The following is a 15,349-nucleotide window of genomic DNA, read 5'->3' on the forward strand; positions in this document are numbered from 1 at the left end:
CAGCAGGTCACCGACCCCGACACCATCGAGCGACTGGTCGCCGAGGCGCGTAGCAAGCCCTGGGCGGGCGGCGATCGCGAGCTGTGGATCCGCATCGAACCGGAACACATCACGGGTCGTCTGATCCAGGTGCGCTGACGGCACCGGCAGCGGCGCCGTGCGGAACCGGTGTCGCGGTGGCGCCGCGAGGAGCAACCGATACGCGAGACAAGCGTTGAGGAGGCGCGTCTGTGCCTGACAAGGAGCACCCGACAGGGAACGGGACGCCGCACGGCCGGATGGAAGGGCGGCTGCCCCGGCCGGTGTACCAGCGGGAGCTGTTCCGCCTTCAGACGGAGCTCGTCAAGTTGCAGGAGTGGGTACGGGTCAACGGCGTTCGGCTCGTCGTTGTCTTCGAAGGGCGTGACGCGGCCGGAAAGGGGGGTGTGATCAAGCGGGTCACCGAGCGGCTGAACCCGCGCGTCACCCGCATCGTGGCGCTGCCCGCACCGACGGAGCGCGAACGCGGACAGTGGTACTTCCAGCGCTACGTCCGAGAGCTCCCGACGGCGGGGGAGATCGTGCTGTTCGACCGCAGCTGGTACAACCGCGCCGGTGTCGAGCGCGTGATGGGGTTCTGCACCGCCGAGGAGTACGAGCGCTTCCTGTGCCAGTGCCCAGTCTTCGAGCGGATGCTGGTGCAGGACGGCATCCTGCTGCGCAAGTACTGGTTCTCCGTCAGCGACGCCGTACAGGAGCAGCGGTTGCGCAACAGGCTTGAGGATCCGGTCCGCCGCTGGAAGCTCTCCGCGGTGGACCTGGAATCCATCACGCACTGGGAAGCGTATTCCCGCGCCAAGGACGAGATGTTCGCGCACACCGACACCCCCGAGGCGCCCTGGTACGTCGTGGAAAGCGACGACAAACGCAGCGCCCGGATCAACATGATCGCCCATCTGCTGGCGTCGGTGCCCTACCGGGAAGTCGAGCCGGAGCCACTGCGCCTGCCAGCCCGACCACCGGCGACCGGCTATCAGCGGCCACCACGTGGTCGGCAGAGGTACGTACCCGACCACGCTGCTGCCCTGATGAATGACGAGGGAGCCGAGGAGTAGCGCCGCCGCTGGCTGAAGGCCGATGGCGTGCTGCGGGTGCGCGCAGCGCTCGCTCGTGGGGGTGTCCAGCAGCAGCTGCCTGCCCGTATATAGCACGCCACTTTGGGCGTAATGTCTGGTGTGGGTGGTAGGAGCATCGGGCCTGGGAGCCGGTGATCATGGTCGTGTCAGGAATCCGTGGGGTGTGCCGATCACGCGAGCGGCTTCTTGGGCAGCTCTGGCGGGACCGTCGGCTGGACCCCACGGCGTTGGCACCGGCGTCGGCTCGGAAGCGCAGCGTCAGCCGGACAACGGCGGCCAGGGCGTGGGCGCACCCGGTGCCGCTGTCGCGTGGGAAGTCATCGCTGGCCAAGGGCGTCGTGGAGCTGGTGGACTCCCGTGTCCGCGCGGCGGTCGCCGACCGGCTCACCTTCGAGGGGACTCAGAGCGGCATCGGCTCCTCCAGGCTGAGGACCACCGGGAACGGGTACCGGGGCACCGGGCGATCGTGATGGCGCGCGGCGGGAAGGGTGAGCACTCGAAGCAGTCGCGCCACCCTGACCTGCTACTGCGCCTGGACGCCGAGTTGGGCCGGATCGACGAGCAGCTACGCGCCCTGGCCGACGCCAAGGACCGGATTCAGGGTCTGTTGGACGCGGTGGTGGCGATCACCCGGGAACTGGAGTTGCCCGCGGTGCTGCACCGTGTCGTGACCACGGCCATGGACCTGGTCGGCGCCCGCTACGGGGCACTGGGCGTACTCGACCGCTCCGGCGAGTGCCTCGCGCAGTTTGTCGCCGTCGGCCTGTCCGATGGGGAACGCGCGGCTCTGGCCGACGTGGACTTCCCCCGAGGCATGGGGGTGCTCGGACACTTGATCCGCCACCCCGAACCCCTGAGGACCGGCGACATCTCCTCCCATCCGACCTCGGTCGGGTTCCCGACCGGCCACCCACATCTGCGCACCCTGCTCGGCGTGGCCATCAGCGTCCGCGGCGAGATCTACGGCGACCTCTATCTCTCCGAGCGACGTGACGGACAGCCCTTTGACGCCGACGACGAGAACATCGTCGTTGCCCTCGCCAGCGCCGCTGGCATCGCGATCGAAAACGTCCGCCTCTTCGAACAGGTTCGTGCTGGATCCGAGCAGTTCCAGCGGCTCTTGCTGCCGACGCTGCCCGACATGCCGCCCTTTGACGCCGCCGCCATCTACCGGCCCGCCGCCGAGCCCAACCGACTCGGCGGGGACTGGTACGACGCCGTCCCACTGCCCGACGGCGCGGTAGCGGTCGTCATCGGCGACGTGGTCGGTCATGACCTCAATGCCGCAGCCGCCATGGCCTCCACCCGCAACATGCTGCGCGCCTTGCTGTTCGACCAGTGCACTCCGCCCAGCGCTTGCCTCGCCCGGCTGGACCGCACCCTGCAGACCATCACCGACACCCCCGTCACCACGACCAGCCTGGCACGCATCGAACCCGACGGGCCTGCCTGGAGGCTGCACTGGAGCACCGCCGGCCACGTCCCACCTCTGCTGATCACCCCCGGCCGCCGGGCGAAATACCTCTTCGCCGAGCCGGGACCACCGCTGAACGTCATCAGCGGGCAGCACCGGCCCGACCACACCCACCCGCTGCCCCTGGACGCCACCGTGGTCTTCTTCACCGACGGCCTCATCGAACACCCCGACCACCCCATCGACGAGAGCCTGGACGAACTGGCCGAACTCGCCACCAGGCACGCGGCCCTGCCCCTGCAGGACTTCGTGCAGGCACTGGCCGACCACCACCCCAGCGACGGCCACGACGACATGGCCATCCTCGCCCTACGCAGCCCGCCGCGCTGATCCCGCGGGCAGCCACCGCGGTGCGGCTGGCGCGCAACCTCAATGCGCGACAGCAGCCACAACCACAACCGCAACGCTCACCTGCCGGATCCGGAACACGACGTGGCACGAGCTCATCCAGATGAGCGGTGGCGTGGTGGATCCGGCGCGGGCGGCGGAGCATGGACTACGAGGTGAAGCCGAGGGAAAGACCTCACAATGGCTGTCACTGGCCGTGACAGGCTCTCACGCTGTGGCATGACGGTGGTGTGGATATGCGCCGTCGCCGCGCTGTACTACGCCTCGGGCAGGCTGGGCCTGCTCCAGCAGGTCGTGCGCGGCCAAATCACACCGCTGTGGCCACCGACCGGCATCGCCCTGGCCAGCCTGCTCCTCGTCGGTCTGCGGGTCTGGCCCGGGATCGCACTCGGTGCGCTGCTGATCAACATCCCACTCGGCCCGTCCCTGCCCGCCGTGCTCGCGATCACGGCGGGCAACACACTCGCGCCCCTGTGCTCCTACGCGCTCCTTCGCCGTTCGGGGTTCCGCACCGAGATGAACCGCCTGCGAGACGCACTCGCACTGGTCTTCCTCGGTGCGTTCACCGGCATGCTCATCAGCGCGACGGTGGGCAGCAGCACCCTGCACCTCGCCGGTGTGCTGCCCGCAGGTGGGTACTGGACCGCGTGGTGGGTCTGGTGGACCGGCGACGCGATGGGCGTCCTGGTGGTCGCGCCGGTGCTGTTCGTCCTCCACGCGGCGCGCTGGCCGAAGGACACACCACCATCTCGATGGGAGGAGGGATCGCTGCTTGTGGCGGCCACCATCGGCGTCGGTTTCCTGGAGACCGCTCCGGTACCGCTGACCTTCCTTGCCTTCCCCTTGCTGACCTGGGCGGCCTTCCGCTTCCAGCGCGCCGGTGCCGCACCCTGCGCGCTGGTCGTGTCCACCTTCGCGATCATCGCCGCCACCCGCAGATCGGGGCCGTTCGCCGGGCACAGCCTGCTCACCGACATGATCGCTCTGCAGGCGTTCAACGGCGCTGCCGCACTGACCGCGCTGTTGCTCGCCGCGGCCGTCACCGAGCGAAACCAGACCCATGAGGAGATCGAGCAAGCCTGCAGGCGGCTCGCCGAGATGGCGGCGAGGAACGCGTCGCAACCTGGCGGCCCACCGGTGCTTCCCGACGGCTGGGACAACGAAGGGCAAAACGGCGGGCGGGCCCGACCACCGTGAACAATCGACAGCACCGTGGCAGGACGGGCGACACGGTGGTCGGCTGCCGTTCCATGGCGGGTCGAATGGCCGCTTGGACGTGGCCTGGCGTCGGGAACGCGTCCGACTGCTTGGGCGTCCGGCTGATCCCACCTCGGTGCGGCCCGATGGACCTGGCCTCTCCACCGTGGGCAGAGGGGCCATCCCACGCCTCAGTGCTCACTGTTGAGCCCGCGGTCGGCGAAGCGCACGGCTGGCCGTAGTGTTCGTGCGGCCAGGGCCCAGCTGAGCTCTACCGCGGTGTCCGGTGCGTCCAGGCAGGTGCCGGTCAGCTCCTCGAAACGGCGCAGCCGGTAGCGGATGGTGTTGACGTGGACGTGGGAGGTTCGGGCCGCTTCAGCGATGCGCCGTCCTGCCTCGAAGTACCGCCGCACCGACTCCTCGATGAGCAGGCCGAACTCCCCTTCCGCTTCGAGCGGGCTGAGATAGCGGTCGAGTAGCAGTTCGGCGAGTTCCGGTTCGGCGACGACCGCCACCCGCCAGGACAGATCGCCCAGGTCGTACACACCGCGCAGGCCGTAGGCGCGGGCGGCGTCCAGCAGTCGGCCGGCGGCACGGAACGAGCGGTGCACCGCACCCAGTTCCATCGGCGGGCCGAGTCCCGCCGCCGCCTCCAGGTCGCCGATCTGCGGCCTGGCCTTGACGACCCCGGCGACCCCCTCGTCCAGTACGGCGAGCAGTGCGCCGCAGCCGTGTGCCCGGCACTGCGCGTCCAGCGTCCGCTCCAGCCGGTCCACAGTGCAGTCCGCGCTCGGTACGGCTCTAAGAGCCCGGTAGGGCAGCGACGGGTCCAGTCCGTAGATCGCCGCGCCGCTGTGTACCTGCGCCGTGCTCAACGTCCCGTAGAGCAGTCCGCGCAGGAAGTCGGCACGGCGGCGGGCGTCGAACAAGGCGGCGGCGACCTCCGTCTGCCGGTGGACGGTCGCGATCTGCAGGCTCTCGATATCGGCCAGTTCCCACAGGTTCTTGGTGCACTCCACAATGAGCCCGGGATCCAGCCCCTGGCTGGTCGCCTCGGCGATGAAGAGGTCGCGTATCGCGCTCAGCGCGTGGCGGAAGGCGCGCAGCCCGTCATCCAGTGGCACACCTCGGGAGGCCCGGTCGCGGGCCACATCGGCCTCGTCGAGCTCCTCCCGCGCAGGCACCCTGCCCTCCCGCAGTACCTCGAGTGCCCGTTGGAAGTGCCGGTGCCATATCTGGTCGAGGAGTTCGCGCGGGACGGCGCGGTAGGAGGGTACGCGGTCGGTCAGTTCGGCGTGGAGCCGTCCGCCCAGTTCCTCCTGCCGGGCGGCCATCGCCGCGATGACCTGTTCGAGGGCCACAGCGTTCGGCCGTGCGGGCATCGGGCCTCCCCTCCGCACTGTGCGGCGCGCACCACCGTTGTAGAAGTGCACAATAGCCCGCCCTCGTGCGTTGGCCAGGGGGCCGTCGACATTCGCACCACCGCGAACGCACAGTGGCATCCGGCGGGATGGCCGCCCGCGACGTTTCGTACGGCAACCGTCGCGCGCCGGTCGACCCGTCCCAGCTGCCGTGCAACCGACCTTCACGACCAAACTTGCGGAGACCGCCATGCCTGACGGGCACAACCGACCACGCGGCGCCGCCGTGGACACCACGCCACGCCTGACCCCACTGCCCGAGGACGGATGGGCCCCGTCCACTCGCGAGCTGCTCACCCCCATCGCCCGGGACCGCGATGGCCGGGTCGCCAACGTCTTCACCACCCTGGTACGGCACCCGGAGCTGTTCCGGCGTTTTCTGCCGTTCGGTGGTTATCTGCTGCGCGACGGCAGACTCCCGGCCCGCACCCGGGAACTGCTGATCCTGCGCACCGCGTACAACACCGGGGCGGGGTACGAGTGGGGGCGCCATGTGCCGCTGGCCCGGGCCGCCGCGGTCACCGACGAGGAGATCCGGCGCGTCGCCGCAGGCCCGGACGCCGCGGGCTGGGCGCCTGCCGACGCCTGGCTGCTGCGCGCCGCGGACGAACTGCACCGCGGCGCAAGCCTGTCCACGGCCACCTGGTCCGCACTCGCCGCCGACCACGACGAGGCGCAGCTGATCGAGATCACCATGCTCGTCGGCCAGTACCACATGGTGGCGTTCTTCCTGAACTCCGCAGGCACCCGGCTCGATCCCGGCTACGAGTTGCACACCCTGCCCGCCACCGTAGGCAGGGAGCACCCGGCGGCGCCTGCGGCTCAGCACCCCGCGCCCCCCTCCGTCGGCCGTCTGGCGGGGAGGAACGTGCTGGTCATCGGCGCTGGCACCCGCCCCAGCGAGGATTCGGCGGCCCCAGTGGGCAACGGTCGGGCGGTGGCCGTCCTGGCCGCACGCGAGGGAGCGGCCGTGGCCTGCGCCGACATCTCCTCGCCTGCCGCGGCGGCCACCGCCGCCCTGGTCGGCGAGGAGGGCGGCCGAGCCGTCACCGTCTCCGGTGACGCCACGGACCCCGACCAGTCCTCGGCCATGATCGCCGAGGCGCGGTGCGGACTCGGCGCACTGGACGCCATCGTGGTCAACGTCGGCATCGGCCTGGGCACGGGCCTGGCCGACACATCCGCGCAGGAGTGGGAACAGGTGATGGCAGTGAACCTGCGTGCGCCCTTCCTCGCGGCCAAGTACGGCCTGCCGGCACTCGCCGACGGGGGCGCCATCGTCTTCGTCGGCTCGGTGGCCGGGCTGCGCGCGGCCACCAACTCGCCCGCCTACGACAGCTCCAAAGCGGGCCTGTTCGGACTGGTGCGCCATGTCGCCAAGGAGGGCGCGCCGCGCGGAATCCGCGCCAACCTCGTCGTCCCCGGCCTGATCGACACGCCCATGGGCCGCGAAGCCTCCGCCGGGCGGGCCTCGCGAACCGCCTCGTTCACCCGGATACCCCTCGGCCGCCAGGGGACCGCATGGGAAGTGGCTGAGGCCGTCACCTTCCTGCTCTCCGACCACGCCTCCTACATCACTGGGCAGAGCCTGGTGGTGGACGGCGGATTGAGCGTCGTCTGAGCTTGTGGGTGCCGGAAGGCACATCCACGGTGGCTGACTGTATGTCGGTACTCGTGGAGGGTTCCGCCGAGTCGGTCCCGGCGCTCACTCTTCTAGGTGGACGGCATGCGCGATCCTGGCAGCGCCGCCCAGATGGACCGTGGTGCCGGACGGGCTGGGCTGTGCGCTGGCGGTGATCGTGGCGGGGTTGCCGAGGGAGTCGCCCATGTCGACGGCGATGCTGGTGATGCCCCGCCTGGCCAGGTGTGCGGCCAGGCAGGCGGTGCTGTTGGCATTGGCGATGTCTTCCGCGACGCCGATCGAGGGGGCGAACATACGGGCTGCGACGCGGCCGGTGGAGGTCGGTGCGGAGTAGACGTAGCAGCCCAGGATGCCGAGGCGGTCGCAGGCGGCGCGGAGCCGTTCGAGGTCGGGGACGAGGGCGGTGAGAGCGGACCGGGAAGTGAGGGGAACCAGCAGCCTTGGTCGCCCCGCGGAGGCGACGCGGGTACCCGGAGCGATCGTGTTCGAGGCCACGCCGAGTGCGGGCAGGATGAGGTCGCACTCGGCCCCAGTGGGGTCGCGCAGTTCGACGGCGCCGGTGTCGAAGGCGGCTGTGACGTGCGTCTTCTCCCGTACGGCCGAGCCGGGGAACACACGCTCCGGCGTATGGAGGGTGGCCCGGTACTCCCGGCCCCTGGAGCGGTCGGCCAGGAAGGCCAGAGCGGCGATCGTCCCGTGACCGCACGCGGGCAGTTCTCCCTTGGAGGTGAAGAAGCGCAGGGAAACCGAGGGGCCGCTGGGTTGGTCGTCGTTCACCGAGACGAAGACAGCGTGCGATGTTCCCAGCAGGACGGGCACGCGACGGCGCTCGGGGTCACTCAACGGCGCCTCGTCCAGCACCGCGGTGGGGCTGCCGCCGCTGCCGTCGCGCAGGCAGGCGTGGACGATGGCGACGGGCAGCCCGCGTCCGCTCATCGTCGGCCACCCCGTGTGCTGGACGGGCGGAAGTCAGCGAACAGGGGTGCCCCCGGCTCGGGTTGGAGTCTGGTGGCCCGGGCGGTGAAGCTGACGGCGTGGTACCAGCCGCACAGCATCAGCAGGTCGAGGATCTGTTCTGTTCCGAAATGGGTGCTGATCCCGGCCCACAGCGTGTCGTTGATGTCGTGGCTGTCGTGCAGGGCGTCGGCGGTGTCGATGAGCAGGCGGTCGCGCTCGCCGGTCCAGCACGGGTCGGCGCTGGTTCCGTGGGTCAGGGAGGTGATCTGATCTGCGGTCAGTGCGGCGCGGTCGGCGAAGTGGGCGATGTGGACGCCCCATTCGTACTCGCAGCCGCACCGGGCGCAGGTGCGGTCGATGAGGATCTCCCGGTCCCGCAGGCCGAGGCTGAGCCGTCGGCTGAGCTGGTAGGAGCCCCAGCCGTGCAGCGCCTCGGCGAGGGGGAGGTTGTGGGCGAAGGTGCGGAAGAGGGCAATCGGCTCCTCCCCGTCGGGCATCATGCGCCGCAGTATCGCGGCGGTCTCGCCGGGATACGGGGCTGACAGTGGTGGGATCCGGGTGGCCATGGCGTTGGGCTCCTCCCCCTGGACGGTGCTTCGAATTTCGAAGCACCGTCAGGAAGAGTAGTGTTTCTGATTCCGAAGCACCACCCCTGGCGCGCAGAGAAGGACGGCATCCTGGTGACGCCAACGCCCCGCCCTAGACGCCCAGTTCGTGGTTCCGCCACCGGGCGTCCGGTCATGGCCGCGCTCGACCTGTTCGGCCGACGGTGGATCCTGCGCATCGTGTGGGAACTGCGCGACGGCCCGCTCGGTTTCCGGCCCTTGCAGCAGCGGTGCGACGGCATGTCGTCCAGCGTGCTGCAGCAGCGCCTCACCGAGTTGCAGGAGACCTTGCTCGTCGAACGCGATCCGGCCGGTGCGTACCGGCTGACCGCGTTGGGCCGCGATGCCTATCACGAGCTCCGGGGACTGGTGCGCTGGTCCGACCGCTGGGCGGCCGAGCTCGACCGCCAGCCGTCCGATCGGCCAGCCGCGGGGCCGTAGCCGTCTTCCGCCAGACGGCAGAAGCGAGACGGAAGCGGTCGGTCGGCAGGGTGCCACGGCGCGTCGGACCTGGTGTCCCGGGCGCTGGCGGTGAGCCGGAGGGCATAGGTGGGCCGCTCGGTCCGGTCCGTCTCGCCCAGGTACTCGTGGCCGACCAGGTGGCACCAGGTGCCCGACCCGGCAGGGCAGCGGTCGAGGGGTGGAGGCCGCAGGCCCGCTGAGCCGGGTCCGAATTTGACGGTTCGTCATCCTGGCACGCTGCTAACGTGTCGGGATAACTTGAACAGCCGGGGGAGTCATGCGGGGTTGGAACAGGAACGGGCTGGCGGCCGCGGTCGCTGTGCTTGCCGTAGGTCTCGTGGGGTGTGGTCCGGATCACGCCGCGCCGAAGGCGAGCGCTAGCAGCCCAGCGCGAACCGCGTCCGCGTCAGCCACCCGGAGCGCAACGGCATCTCCCTCGACATCGACGTCTGCATCGCCATCATCCTCCTACTCGCCGTCGTCGTCGGCATCGGCGGTGGCCGACACCAAGGTGCGCACACCGCTGGACTTCTGCTCTGCGGTCCCGCTCCGGTATCAACCGCGAGACGTCCTGACCATCGCGGGCATCGAGCCCACCGACGACCACCTCGGCGCAGCCCAGAACGACCTGGTCTGCCATAACCCGGACGGCGACGAGCCGTATTTCGACAACACGAAGTGGCCGATCGGGCCGTATTACGTCTCCCCGCAGGCCGCTGTGGCCCTGATCGACTCCACAGACGCCAGTCGATCTCGGATGGTCCCCGCAACCGTCGACGAACTGCGCGTGGTGCTGGACAAGTGCAAGCAGCACTACCCGGTGGCCCCGCCCTTCAGTTGCGGCCCGAACTACTACCACGTCGACTACAACTCGGCAGGCCTGATCATCCGCATCACGCAGCTCTGGCAGTCCTGATCTCTTGGTAAGGCGACGACGCAGCACGCGGGTTGACCTCGACCGACCAACGGATTGTGTGCGCCTTGCGCGGTGACGGCTGCTCCCGAACATGGCGCGCCGGGCAGGAACCCAGGCCAGCCGCACGGGAACCCTGTGGGGCACGAGGGTGCGTTTCGGAAGTGCTGGTTACAGCCACTCGTTGATGGCTGCGACCAGCACGGTCGCCTCGTAGCGGACGGCGAGCTTGCCGCTTGGTGCGCACCGGTGGCCGTCCAGGCTTCTTCCCCGCTGGCAGCAGCGGCTCAAGCTTCGCCCACTGCGCATTCGTCAAGTCATGCCTCCCCATGAAGTGGATCTTCACCCATCGAGATCCACTTCTGAAACGCACCCTAGGGCCCGTATCCGTGTGGGTTCGCAGGCACGTAGTCCATAAGGAGCGTTCGGCCGATCGGTACGGTGAGCCCCAGATCGGCGTGGACGGCACGCTTCAACGCGCCGCGTGGCTCCTCCACGGCACGCGCGGTGTGTTCGGGCAGGCACCACTCGCCGTCGCTGGCGCTGACGGGTCTGACCAACAGCACGTTGGCGAACTGGTCAAGCATCAGCGCAAGGCACCCGAGGCGCGGGCGCGGATGCCGCACTCCGGCAACCTCGCCCGAACTCAGCCAGTCCGTCTCCGCCGGGGCAGTGCCGGTACCGATGGCCAGAGCGATGTGGTCACGCCCTATCACCGTGCAGACCTCCGAGAATCCAGGGTGGTGCCCCCTGGCAGGGGCACCTTGGACAGACCGCCCCGACCCAGCGTTCCCGCAGCGGGATCGACGAGGGACGGGGCGGCCTGAGCCGGTCTGCCCGCCCCATCCGGGCAGACCCTTACCGCCTCTCCGGGGGGAGAGAGACGGAGCTGTGCGGCGATGGTCGGGTCGAGTCAGGGAGTGCGACGCAACGTGCTGGCGTCCTCGACCGCGCTCCGCAAGTCCCGCACATCGGTGGTGAGTTGGCCGTCAGTGGGGCGGATCACCCAGTGCGGTCCCGGCTTTCTGACCCGGTGCGCCGACGGCACGACCAGGTGGTGTGTCACACCGAGGGGGCGGGTCCCGGGGACATCCCACGCGGTGGCCGCGCCCTTGCTTATGAACCAGTAGAGGGCGGAGCCGCACGGGTCCTCGATCACGGCGCCGCTGCGTGTCCCGAGGATGGTCAGCACGACCATGCCGATGGTGCGCGGCACGCGGACGGCGTCCCAGTCGACTCCGGCGGCCATCAACCGGCAGTCGGCCACGGTCGGCAGGGTCAACGATCTGGATCTGCGACAGTGCATGTGACTCGGACTCCTCGTCGTTGTCCTCGGTGGACTCGTTCGACCACGTCGAGCAGGCGTCTTGTCACAGCTTGATTGCTGACGGCATCCCGCACAGCCTCAACGAGGGTGGCACTGCGGGCAGTCGGCCCGCCCGAAGGGGTTCCCGGGCCGTCGGCTACCCCCGTCACGTGGGTGGCACGGAGTCGGTCACCCGATGGTGCGCGCCGAGCCGCACCTGGCGCCGCGCCGATGGCCGTTCGCAACGCCGTCCGGCGCGCGGACCCTGTGGTGGAGCGAGCTGCCCACGTACCGGGCGGCCGCGAGCACCAGGCAGGCCACAGCACACCTCTGAAAGGATCCCATGTTGGCCTCACGCACCTATTTCACCGCCGTCACCGCGGCCGTCCTGCTCGCCGGTACCACCGGCACGGCGCTGGCCGCCCCGGCGCACGGCGCTCGCCGGGTGAGCCACCTGGCCGCCGCACCCAGTGCTGCCCCGGGCTTCAGCGACGGCAGCTTCGAGAACCCCAGGGTGGCGCCGAACACGCTGCGGACCTTCACCACTGGGCGGTCCATAGGCCCATGGAAAGTCACCCAGGCGACGGTCGACCTGTTGGACGGGCACTGGCAGGCAGCCGACGGCCAGCAGTCCGTGGACCTCAACGGCACCGAGAAGGACCTCCCCAGCACCCGCCCGGGGGCCGTGTCGCAGACCTTCGCCACCACCCCGGGAGCCACGTACACGGTGACGTACGCGCTCGCCGGAAACTACGAACGAGGCCCGGCCGTGAAGACGGGCAAGGTCCTCGTCGACGGGCAGGACTTCCAGGACTTCTCCTTCGACACCACCGGGAAGTCCGCCACGAACATGGGCTGGGTGAAGCGGCAGATGACCTTCGTGGCCACCGGAGATTCCACGACCCTGACGTTTGCCAGCACCACCGCGCACACCCCGAGCGGACCGGTCCTCGACGATGTCACGGTCCACCGCTGCAAGCCCTCGTGCTGCTGCTGCGTCTGACGACGGCCGACGCGACCGCTGCCTGACACGACCCCTTGCTCAGGCTGTCGACGTTGACAGTGGCCCCCGCCCCGAGCGCGGGCCACTGTCAACGCGGTCGGCGGGCTCGCCCAGCTCCACCGTCAACGGAGAAACGGATGGAACTACAGACCGCACCGATAATGATCACCTTCGGGCTGTTCATGTTCGTGATGATCGGGATCGGTGTCCATCAGGGCACCGAGACGTTCGTCGAATTCGTGCTGGGCGGCCGTCGGCTCAATCCACTGGTGGCGGCCCTGTCCGCGGAGGCAAGTGACATGTCCGGCTGGCTGTTCGTGGGCCTGCCCGGAGCCGTCTACGCCGGGGGGATCAGCGCCACCTGGATCGCGGTCGGCCTCGCCATGGGAACGTACCTGAACTGGCGGCTGGTCGCCCCCCGGCTGCGCACCTACACGGAACGGGCGAACAACGCGGTGACCCTCCCCGCGTACTTGGAAGAACGCTTCGAGGACCGAGGAAGGACGCTGCGCACCATCTCGGCAACGGTCACCGTCGTGTTCTTCACCGTCTACGTGGCGAGCGGCTTCGTCGCCGGCGGCCTGCTGTTCAACCAGATATTCGGCGTGGGATTCGAATTCGGGGTCACCGTCTTCGCCGTCGTGATGGTCACCTATTCCGTGCTGGGCGGCTTCCGCGCCGTGAGCGCGTCCCATCTGCTGCAGGGCACGTTGATGCTTGTCGGGGCGCTCGCCGCTCCCGCGATCGGCGTCTGGCGGTTCGGGGGCCTGGGCGCGCTGCACCGTGCGCTGGCCCACGGGTCTGCGGCACTGCTCGACATGGGGTCGCAGGCCAGCTTTGCCAACGGCCAATGGAGCGCAGGCAGACCCCTGGGCGCCACCGCCGTGATCTCCATGTTCGCCTGGGGCCTCGGCTACTTCGGACAACCGCACATCCTGGCCCGATTCATGGCCATCCAGAATCCTGGAGACATTCCCAAAGCCCGGCGCATCAGCGCCGGTTGGGTGGTTCTCGCGCTGGTCGGCGCCAGCTTCGCGGGACTCCTGGGCACCGTTTTGATCCAGCGGCCGCTCACCGATCCCGAGACGGTGTTCATCGCGCTGGCCACGCAGCTGGCCAATCCGTGGCTCGCGGGTGTCCTGCTGGTGGCCGTGCTCGCCGCGATCAAGTCCACCGCGGACAGCCAGTTGCTGGTCACGGCGACATCGGTCACCGAGGACTTCTTCCACGCCTACGTCCACCGCCGCGCCTCGGACGCGGCGTTGTTGTGGACGGCCCGCGCGGCCGTGGTCGGGGTTGCGGGGGTCGCTTATCTGATCGCGCTGAGCGGCGGCGACGTGCTGGGCATCGTCTCCTATGCCTGGGCGGGCTTCGGCGCCGCCTTCGGGCCGGTGCTCCTGCTGTCGCTGTACTGGCCCGGGATGACGAAGGCCGGGGCGACAGCGGGCATCGTGACGGGCGCGCTCACCGTGCTCCTGTGGGACCGGATCGATCCGCTCCTCGGCCCGCTGCGGACCGGTGTGTACGCGATGGTGCCCGGGGTGGTCGCCGCCACTGCCGCCGCGTTGTGCTTCAGCGCCTTCGTCGGCAGCCCTCCGCGGCAGCGGTTCTGCGACGACGCGGCGCATTCGGCGGCGAAACACCGCAGGTGCGACCAGACCTGAATGTGCGTCAGAAAATTCTTGGTTTTCTCACGTCATAGTCCGGCACCGGATCCCACTGTGTAGACGTGGACACGAACGGTGAAGCACCACGACGAGCGAAGACGGTTGTCGATGCGCAAGGGTCCGACGCGACCGTACCCAGGGACGACTACGCAGGTGACGGAAGGGACCACCGTGGTACCGGGCCGCATGCAGTCACCACGGACTCGTTGAGTCAGGCGCTACGTACCGCTTGGGCCATCGCGGCACAGGGGGTGGACACGCCCCACGTGGAAGTCCTCCGCGCCTGGGCACGCGAGTTCCTCACGCTGCTCCATGCCGACCAGGAACGTCAGCTCCTCCCAGCGGCTCCCGCGCACACCGCGGCGTTCGGCCCCACCGGTTGGCGGCACCCGTCCCAGCAGGAACCCAAAGTGTCGATCTGGTGTTTCGGCGGGTTCCGGATGGCCGTCGGCGAGCGGTTGATCGACTGGACGAAGGTGCGCCCGCGTGCTCGCGCCGCCATGCGACTGCTCGCCGTGCGCGCAGGGCAGCCGGTGCACCGGGAGACCCTGATCGAGGCACTGTGGCCCGACGCGCCCGCCGATTCGGCCACGGCCAACCTCCAGGTGGCCATCTCCAGTCTGCGCAACCTGCTGGAGCCGGACCGGGAGCGGCGCAAGCCCCGACTGGTGATCCGCGACGGCGACGCGTACCTGCTCAACCTCCCGGCCGGCGCCCACCTCGACACCCTCGCGTTCCAGGCCGCACTGGCCTACGGGCGACGAGCGAGAGCTGCCGGGAACACCGCGATGACCCGGCAAGGCCTGCGCGACGCGCTCGCCGTCTACCGCGGTGAGCTGCTGCCCGAGGACGGCCCCGCCGAATGGCTGCAACAGGACCGGGAGATGTACCGGTACCAGGCGGCCAACGCCGCGGCTGACCTCGCGGCTCTGGAACTCGAGGTCGGCAACCCGCAGGAGGCGGTGACCGCGGCGGAGAATTGCCTGGCCATCGATCCTTGCCGGGACCAGGGTTGGCATCTGCTGATCAACGCCTACCAGCGCATCGGCGCACCCGCCGCGGCCGAGCGGGCTCGGCGCCGCTACACCGCCATGCTCGCCTCACTCGGCATCAGCACCGACCGGCCAGTCGTCACGTCGCTGAACGCCCCATATCCCGTCACCGGACGGCGAGTTGGGGAGGGACGGCGGCACGTGGGCCGGGTCGCCCGCTAGCCGGTGATCCGAGGAATCCGGCGGT

Annotated in this window: 15 protein-coding genes; 10 read left to right on the top strand and 5 right to left on the bottom strand. The window is 69.6% G+C overall.

Features of this window, described 5'->3' with window-relative positions:
- Nucleotides 1–278 precede the first annotated feature (278 nt).
- From ppk2 to NON19_RS25520, 4 genes are all read left to right on the top strand, one after another.
- On the top strand, nucleotides 279–1,094 hold the full coding sequence (gene ppk2 / locus NON19_RS25505; protein ID WP_255931474.1) for a polyphosphate kinase 2: 816 nt from the start codon (nucleotides 279–281) through the stop codon (nucleotides 1,092–1,094).
- 158 nt (nucleotides 1,095–1,252) lie between these two features.
- Nucleotides 1,253–1,585 carry a hypothetical protein gene (locus NON19_RS25510; protein ID WP_255931413.1) on the top strand — a complete coding sequence of 111 codons (333 nt, stop codon included), beginning with the start codon at nucleotides 1,253–1,255 and terminating at the stop codon, nucleotides 1,583–1,585.
- Complete coding sequence (locus NON19_RS25515) at nucleotides 1,585–2,919, top strand: PP2C family protein-serine/threonine phosphatase (RefSeq protein WP_255931414.1); 1,335 nt, start codon at nucleotides 1,585–1,587, stop codon at nucleotides 2,917–2,919. Before NON19_RS25510 ends, NON19_RS25515 begins: the two co-directional genes overlap by 1 nt.
- 237 nt (nucleotides 2,920–3,156) lie before the next feature.
- The gene (locus NON19_RS25520; RefSeq protein WP_255931415.1) at nucleotides 3,157–4,134 is read left to right on the top strand and encodes an MASE1 domain-containing protein; all 978 of its coding nucleotides are present in this window, start codon (nucleotides 3,157–3,159) and stop codon (nucleotides 4,132–4,134) included.
- Nucleotides 4,135–4,325: 191 nt separating this feature from the next.
- On the opposite strand, the gene NON19_RS25525 is transcribed toward NON19_RS25520, so the two are convergent.
- The gene (locus tag NON19_RS25525) at nucleotides 4,326–5,516 is read right to left on the bottom strand and encodes a PucR family transcriptional regulator (protein ID WP_255931416.1); all 1,191 of its coding nucleotides are present in this window, start codon (nucleotides 5,514–5,516) and stop codon (nucleotides 4,326–4,328) included.
- A gap of 229 nt (nucleotides 5,517–5,745) precedes the next feature.
- Between NON19_RS25525 and NON19_RS25530 the strand changes: the two genes are divergently transcribed.
- On the top strand, nucleotides 5,746–7,176 hold the full coding sequence (locus NON19_RS25530; protein ID WP_255931417.1) for an SDR family oxidoreductase: 1,431 nt from the start codon (nucleotides 5,746–5,748) through the stop codon (nucleotides 7,174–7,176).
- A gap of 84 nt (nucleotides 7,177–7,260) precedes the next feature.
- On the opposite strand, the gene NON19_RS25535 is transcribed toward NON19_RS25530, so the two are convergent.
- Both NON19_RS25535 and NON19_RS25540 read right to left on the bottom strand, forming a co-directional pair.
- A complete protein-coding gene (locus tag NON19_RS25535; protein WP_255931418.1) occupies nucleotides 7,261–8,133 on the bottom strand; it encodes a PhzF family phenazine biosynthesis protein in 873 nt (290 codons plus the stop codon).
- Complete coding sequence (locus NON19_RS25540; RefSeq protein ID WP_255931419.1) at nucleotides 8,130–8,720, bottom strand: carboxymuconolactone decarboxylase family protein; 591 nt, start codon at nucleotides 8,718–8,720, stop codon at nucleotides 8,130–8,132. Before NON19_RS25540 ends, NON19_RS25535 begins: the two co-directional genes overlap by 4 nt.
- A 174-nt stretch (nucleotides 8,721–8,894) precedes the next feature.
- Between NON19_RS25540 and NON19_RS25545 the strand changes: the two genes are divergently transcribed.
- Both NON19_RS25545 and NON19_RS25550 read left to right on the top strand, forming a co-directional pair.
- Nucleotides 8,895–9,200 carry a winged helix-turn-helix transcriptional regulator gene (locus NON19_RS25545; RefSeq protein ID WP_255931420.1) on the top strand — a complete coding sequence of 102 codons (306 nt, stop codon included), beginning with the start codon at nucleotides 8,895–8,897 and terminating at the stop codon, nucleotides 9,198–9,200.
- A 517-nt stretch (nucleotides 9,201–9,717) separates the two neighbouring features.
- Nucleotides 9,718–10,137 (top strand): hypothetical protein, encoded by a 420-nt coding sequence (locus NON19_RS25550; RefSeq protein ID WP_255931421.1) that lies wholly within the window; start codon nucleotides 9,718–9,720, stop codon nucleotides 10,135–10,137.
- Between the two features lie 371 nt (nucleotides 10,138–10,508).
- On the opposite strand, the gene NON19_RS25555 is transcribed toward NON19_RS25550, so the two are convergent.
- Both NON19_RS25555 and NON19_RS25560 read right to left on the bottom strand, forming a co-directional pair.
- Complete coding sequence (locus NON19_RS25555; protein WP_255931422.1) at nucleotides 10,509–10,721, bottom strand: NUDIX hydrolase; 213 nt, start codon at nucleotides 10,719–10,721, stop codon at nucleotides 10,509–10,511.
- A gap of 326 nt (nucleotides 10,722–11,047) precedes the next feature.
- Nucleotides 11,048–11,440 (bottom strand): hypothetical protein, encoded by a 393-nt coding sequence (locus tag NON19_RS25560; protein ID WP_255931423.1) that lies wholly within the window; start codon nucleotides 11,438–11,440, stop codon nucleotides 11,048–11,050.
- 343 nt (nucleotides 11,441–11,783) lie between these two features.
- Between NON19_RS25560 and NON19_RS25565 the strand changes: the two genes are divergently transcribed.
- The 3 genes from NON19_RS25565 to NON19_RS25575 all read left to right on the top strand — a co-directional run bounded on the left by NON19_RS25565 (nucleotide 11,784) and on the right by NON19_RS25575 (nucleotide 15,324).
- Complete coding sequence (locus tag NON19_RS25565; protein ID WP_255931424.1) at nucleotides 11,784–12,443, top strand: choice-of-anchor C family protein; 660 nt, start codon at nucleotides 11,784–11,786, stop codon at nucleotides 12,441–12,443.
- Between the two features lie 137 nt (nucleotides 12,444–12,580).
- Nucleotides 12,581–14,107 (top strand): sodium/proline symporter PutP, encoded by a 1,527-nt coding sequence (putP, locus tag NON19_RS25570; RefSeq protein WP_255931425.1) that lies wholly within the window; start codon nucleotides 12,581–12,583, stop codon nucleotides 14,105–14,107.
- Between the two features lie 269 nt (nucleotides 14,108–14,376).
- On the top strand, nucleotides 14,377–15,324 hold the full coding sequence (locus tag NON19_RS25575; RefSeq protein WP_255931426.1) for an AfsR/SARP family transcriptional regulator: 948 nt from the start codon (nucleotides 14,377–14,379) through the stop codon (nucleotides 15,322–15,324).
- The last annotated feature ends 25 nt before the right edge of the window (nucleotides 15,325–15,349 follow it).

Source organism: Streptantibioticus rubrisoli, from assembly GCF_024436055.1.
Classification (GTDB): domain Bacteria; phylum Actinomycetota; class Actinomycetes; order Streptomycetales; family Streptomycetaceae; genus Streptantibioticus_A; species Streptantibioticus_A rubrisoli.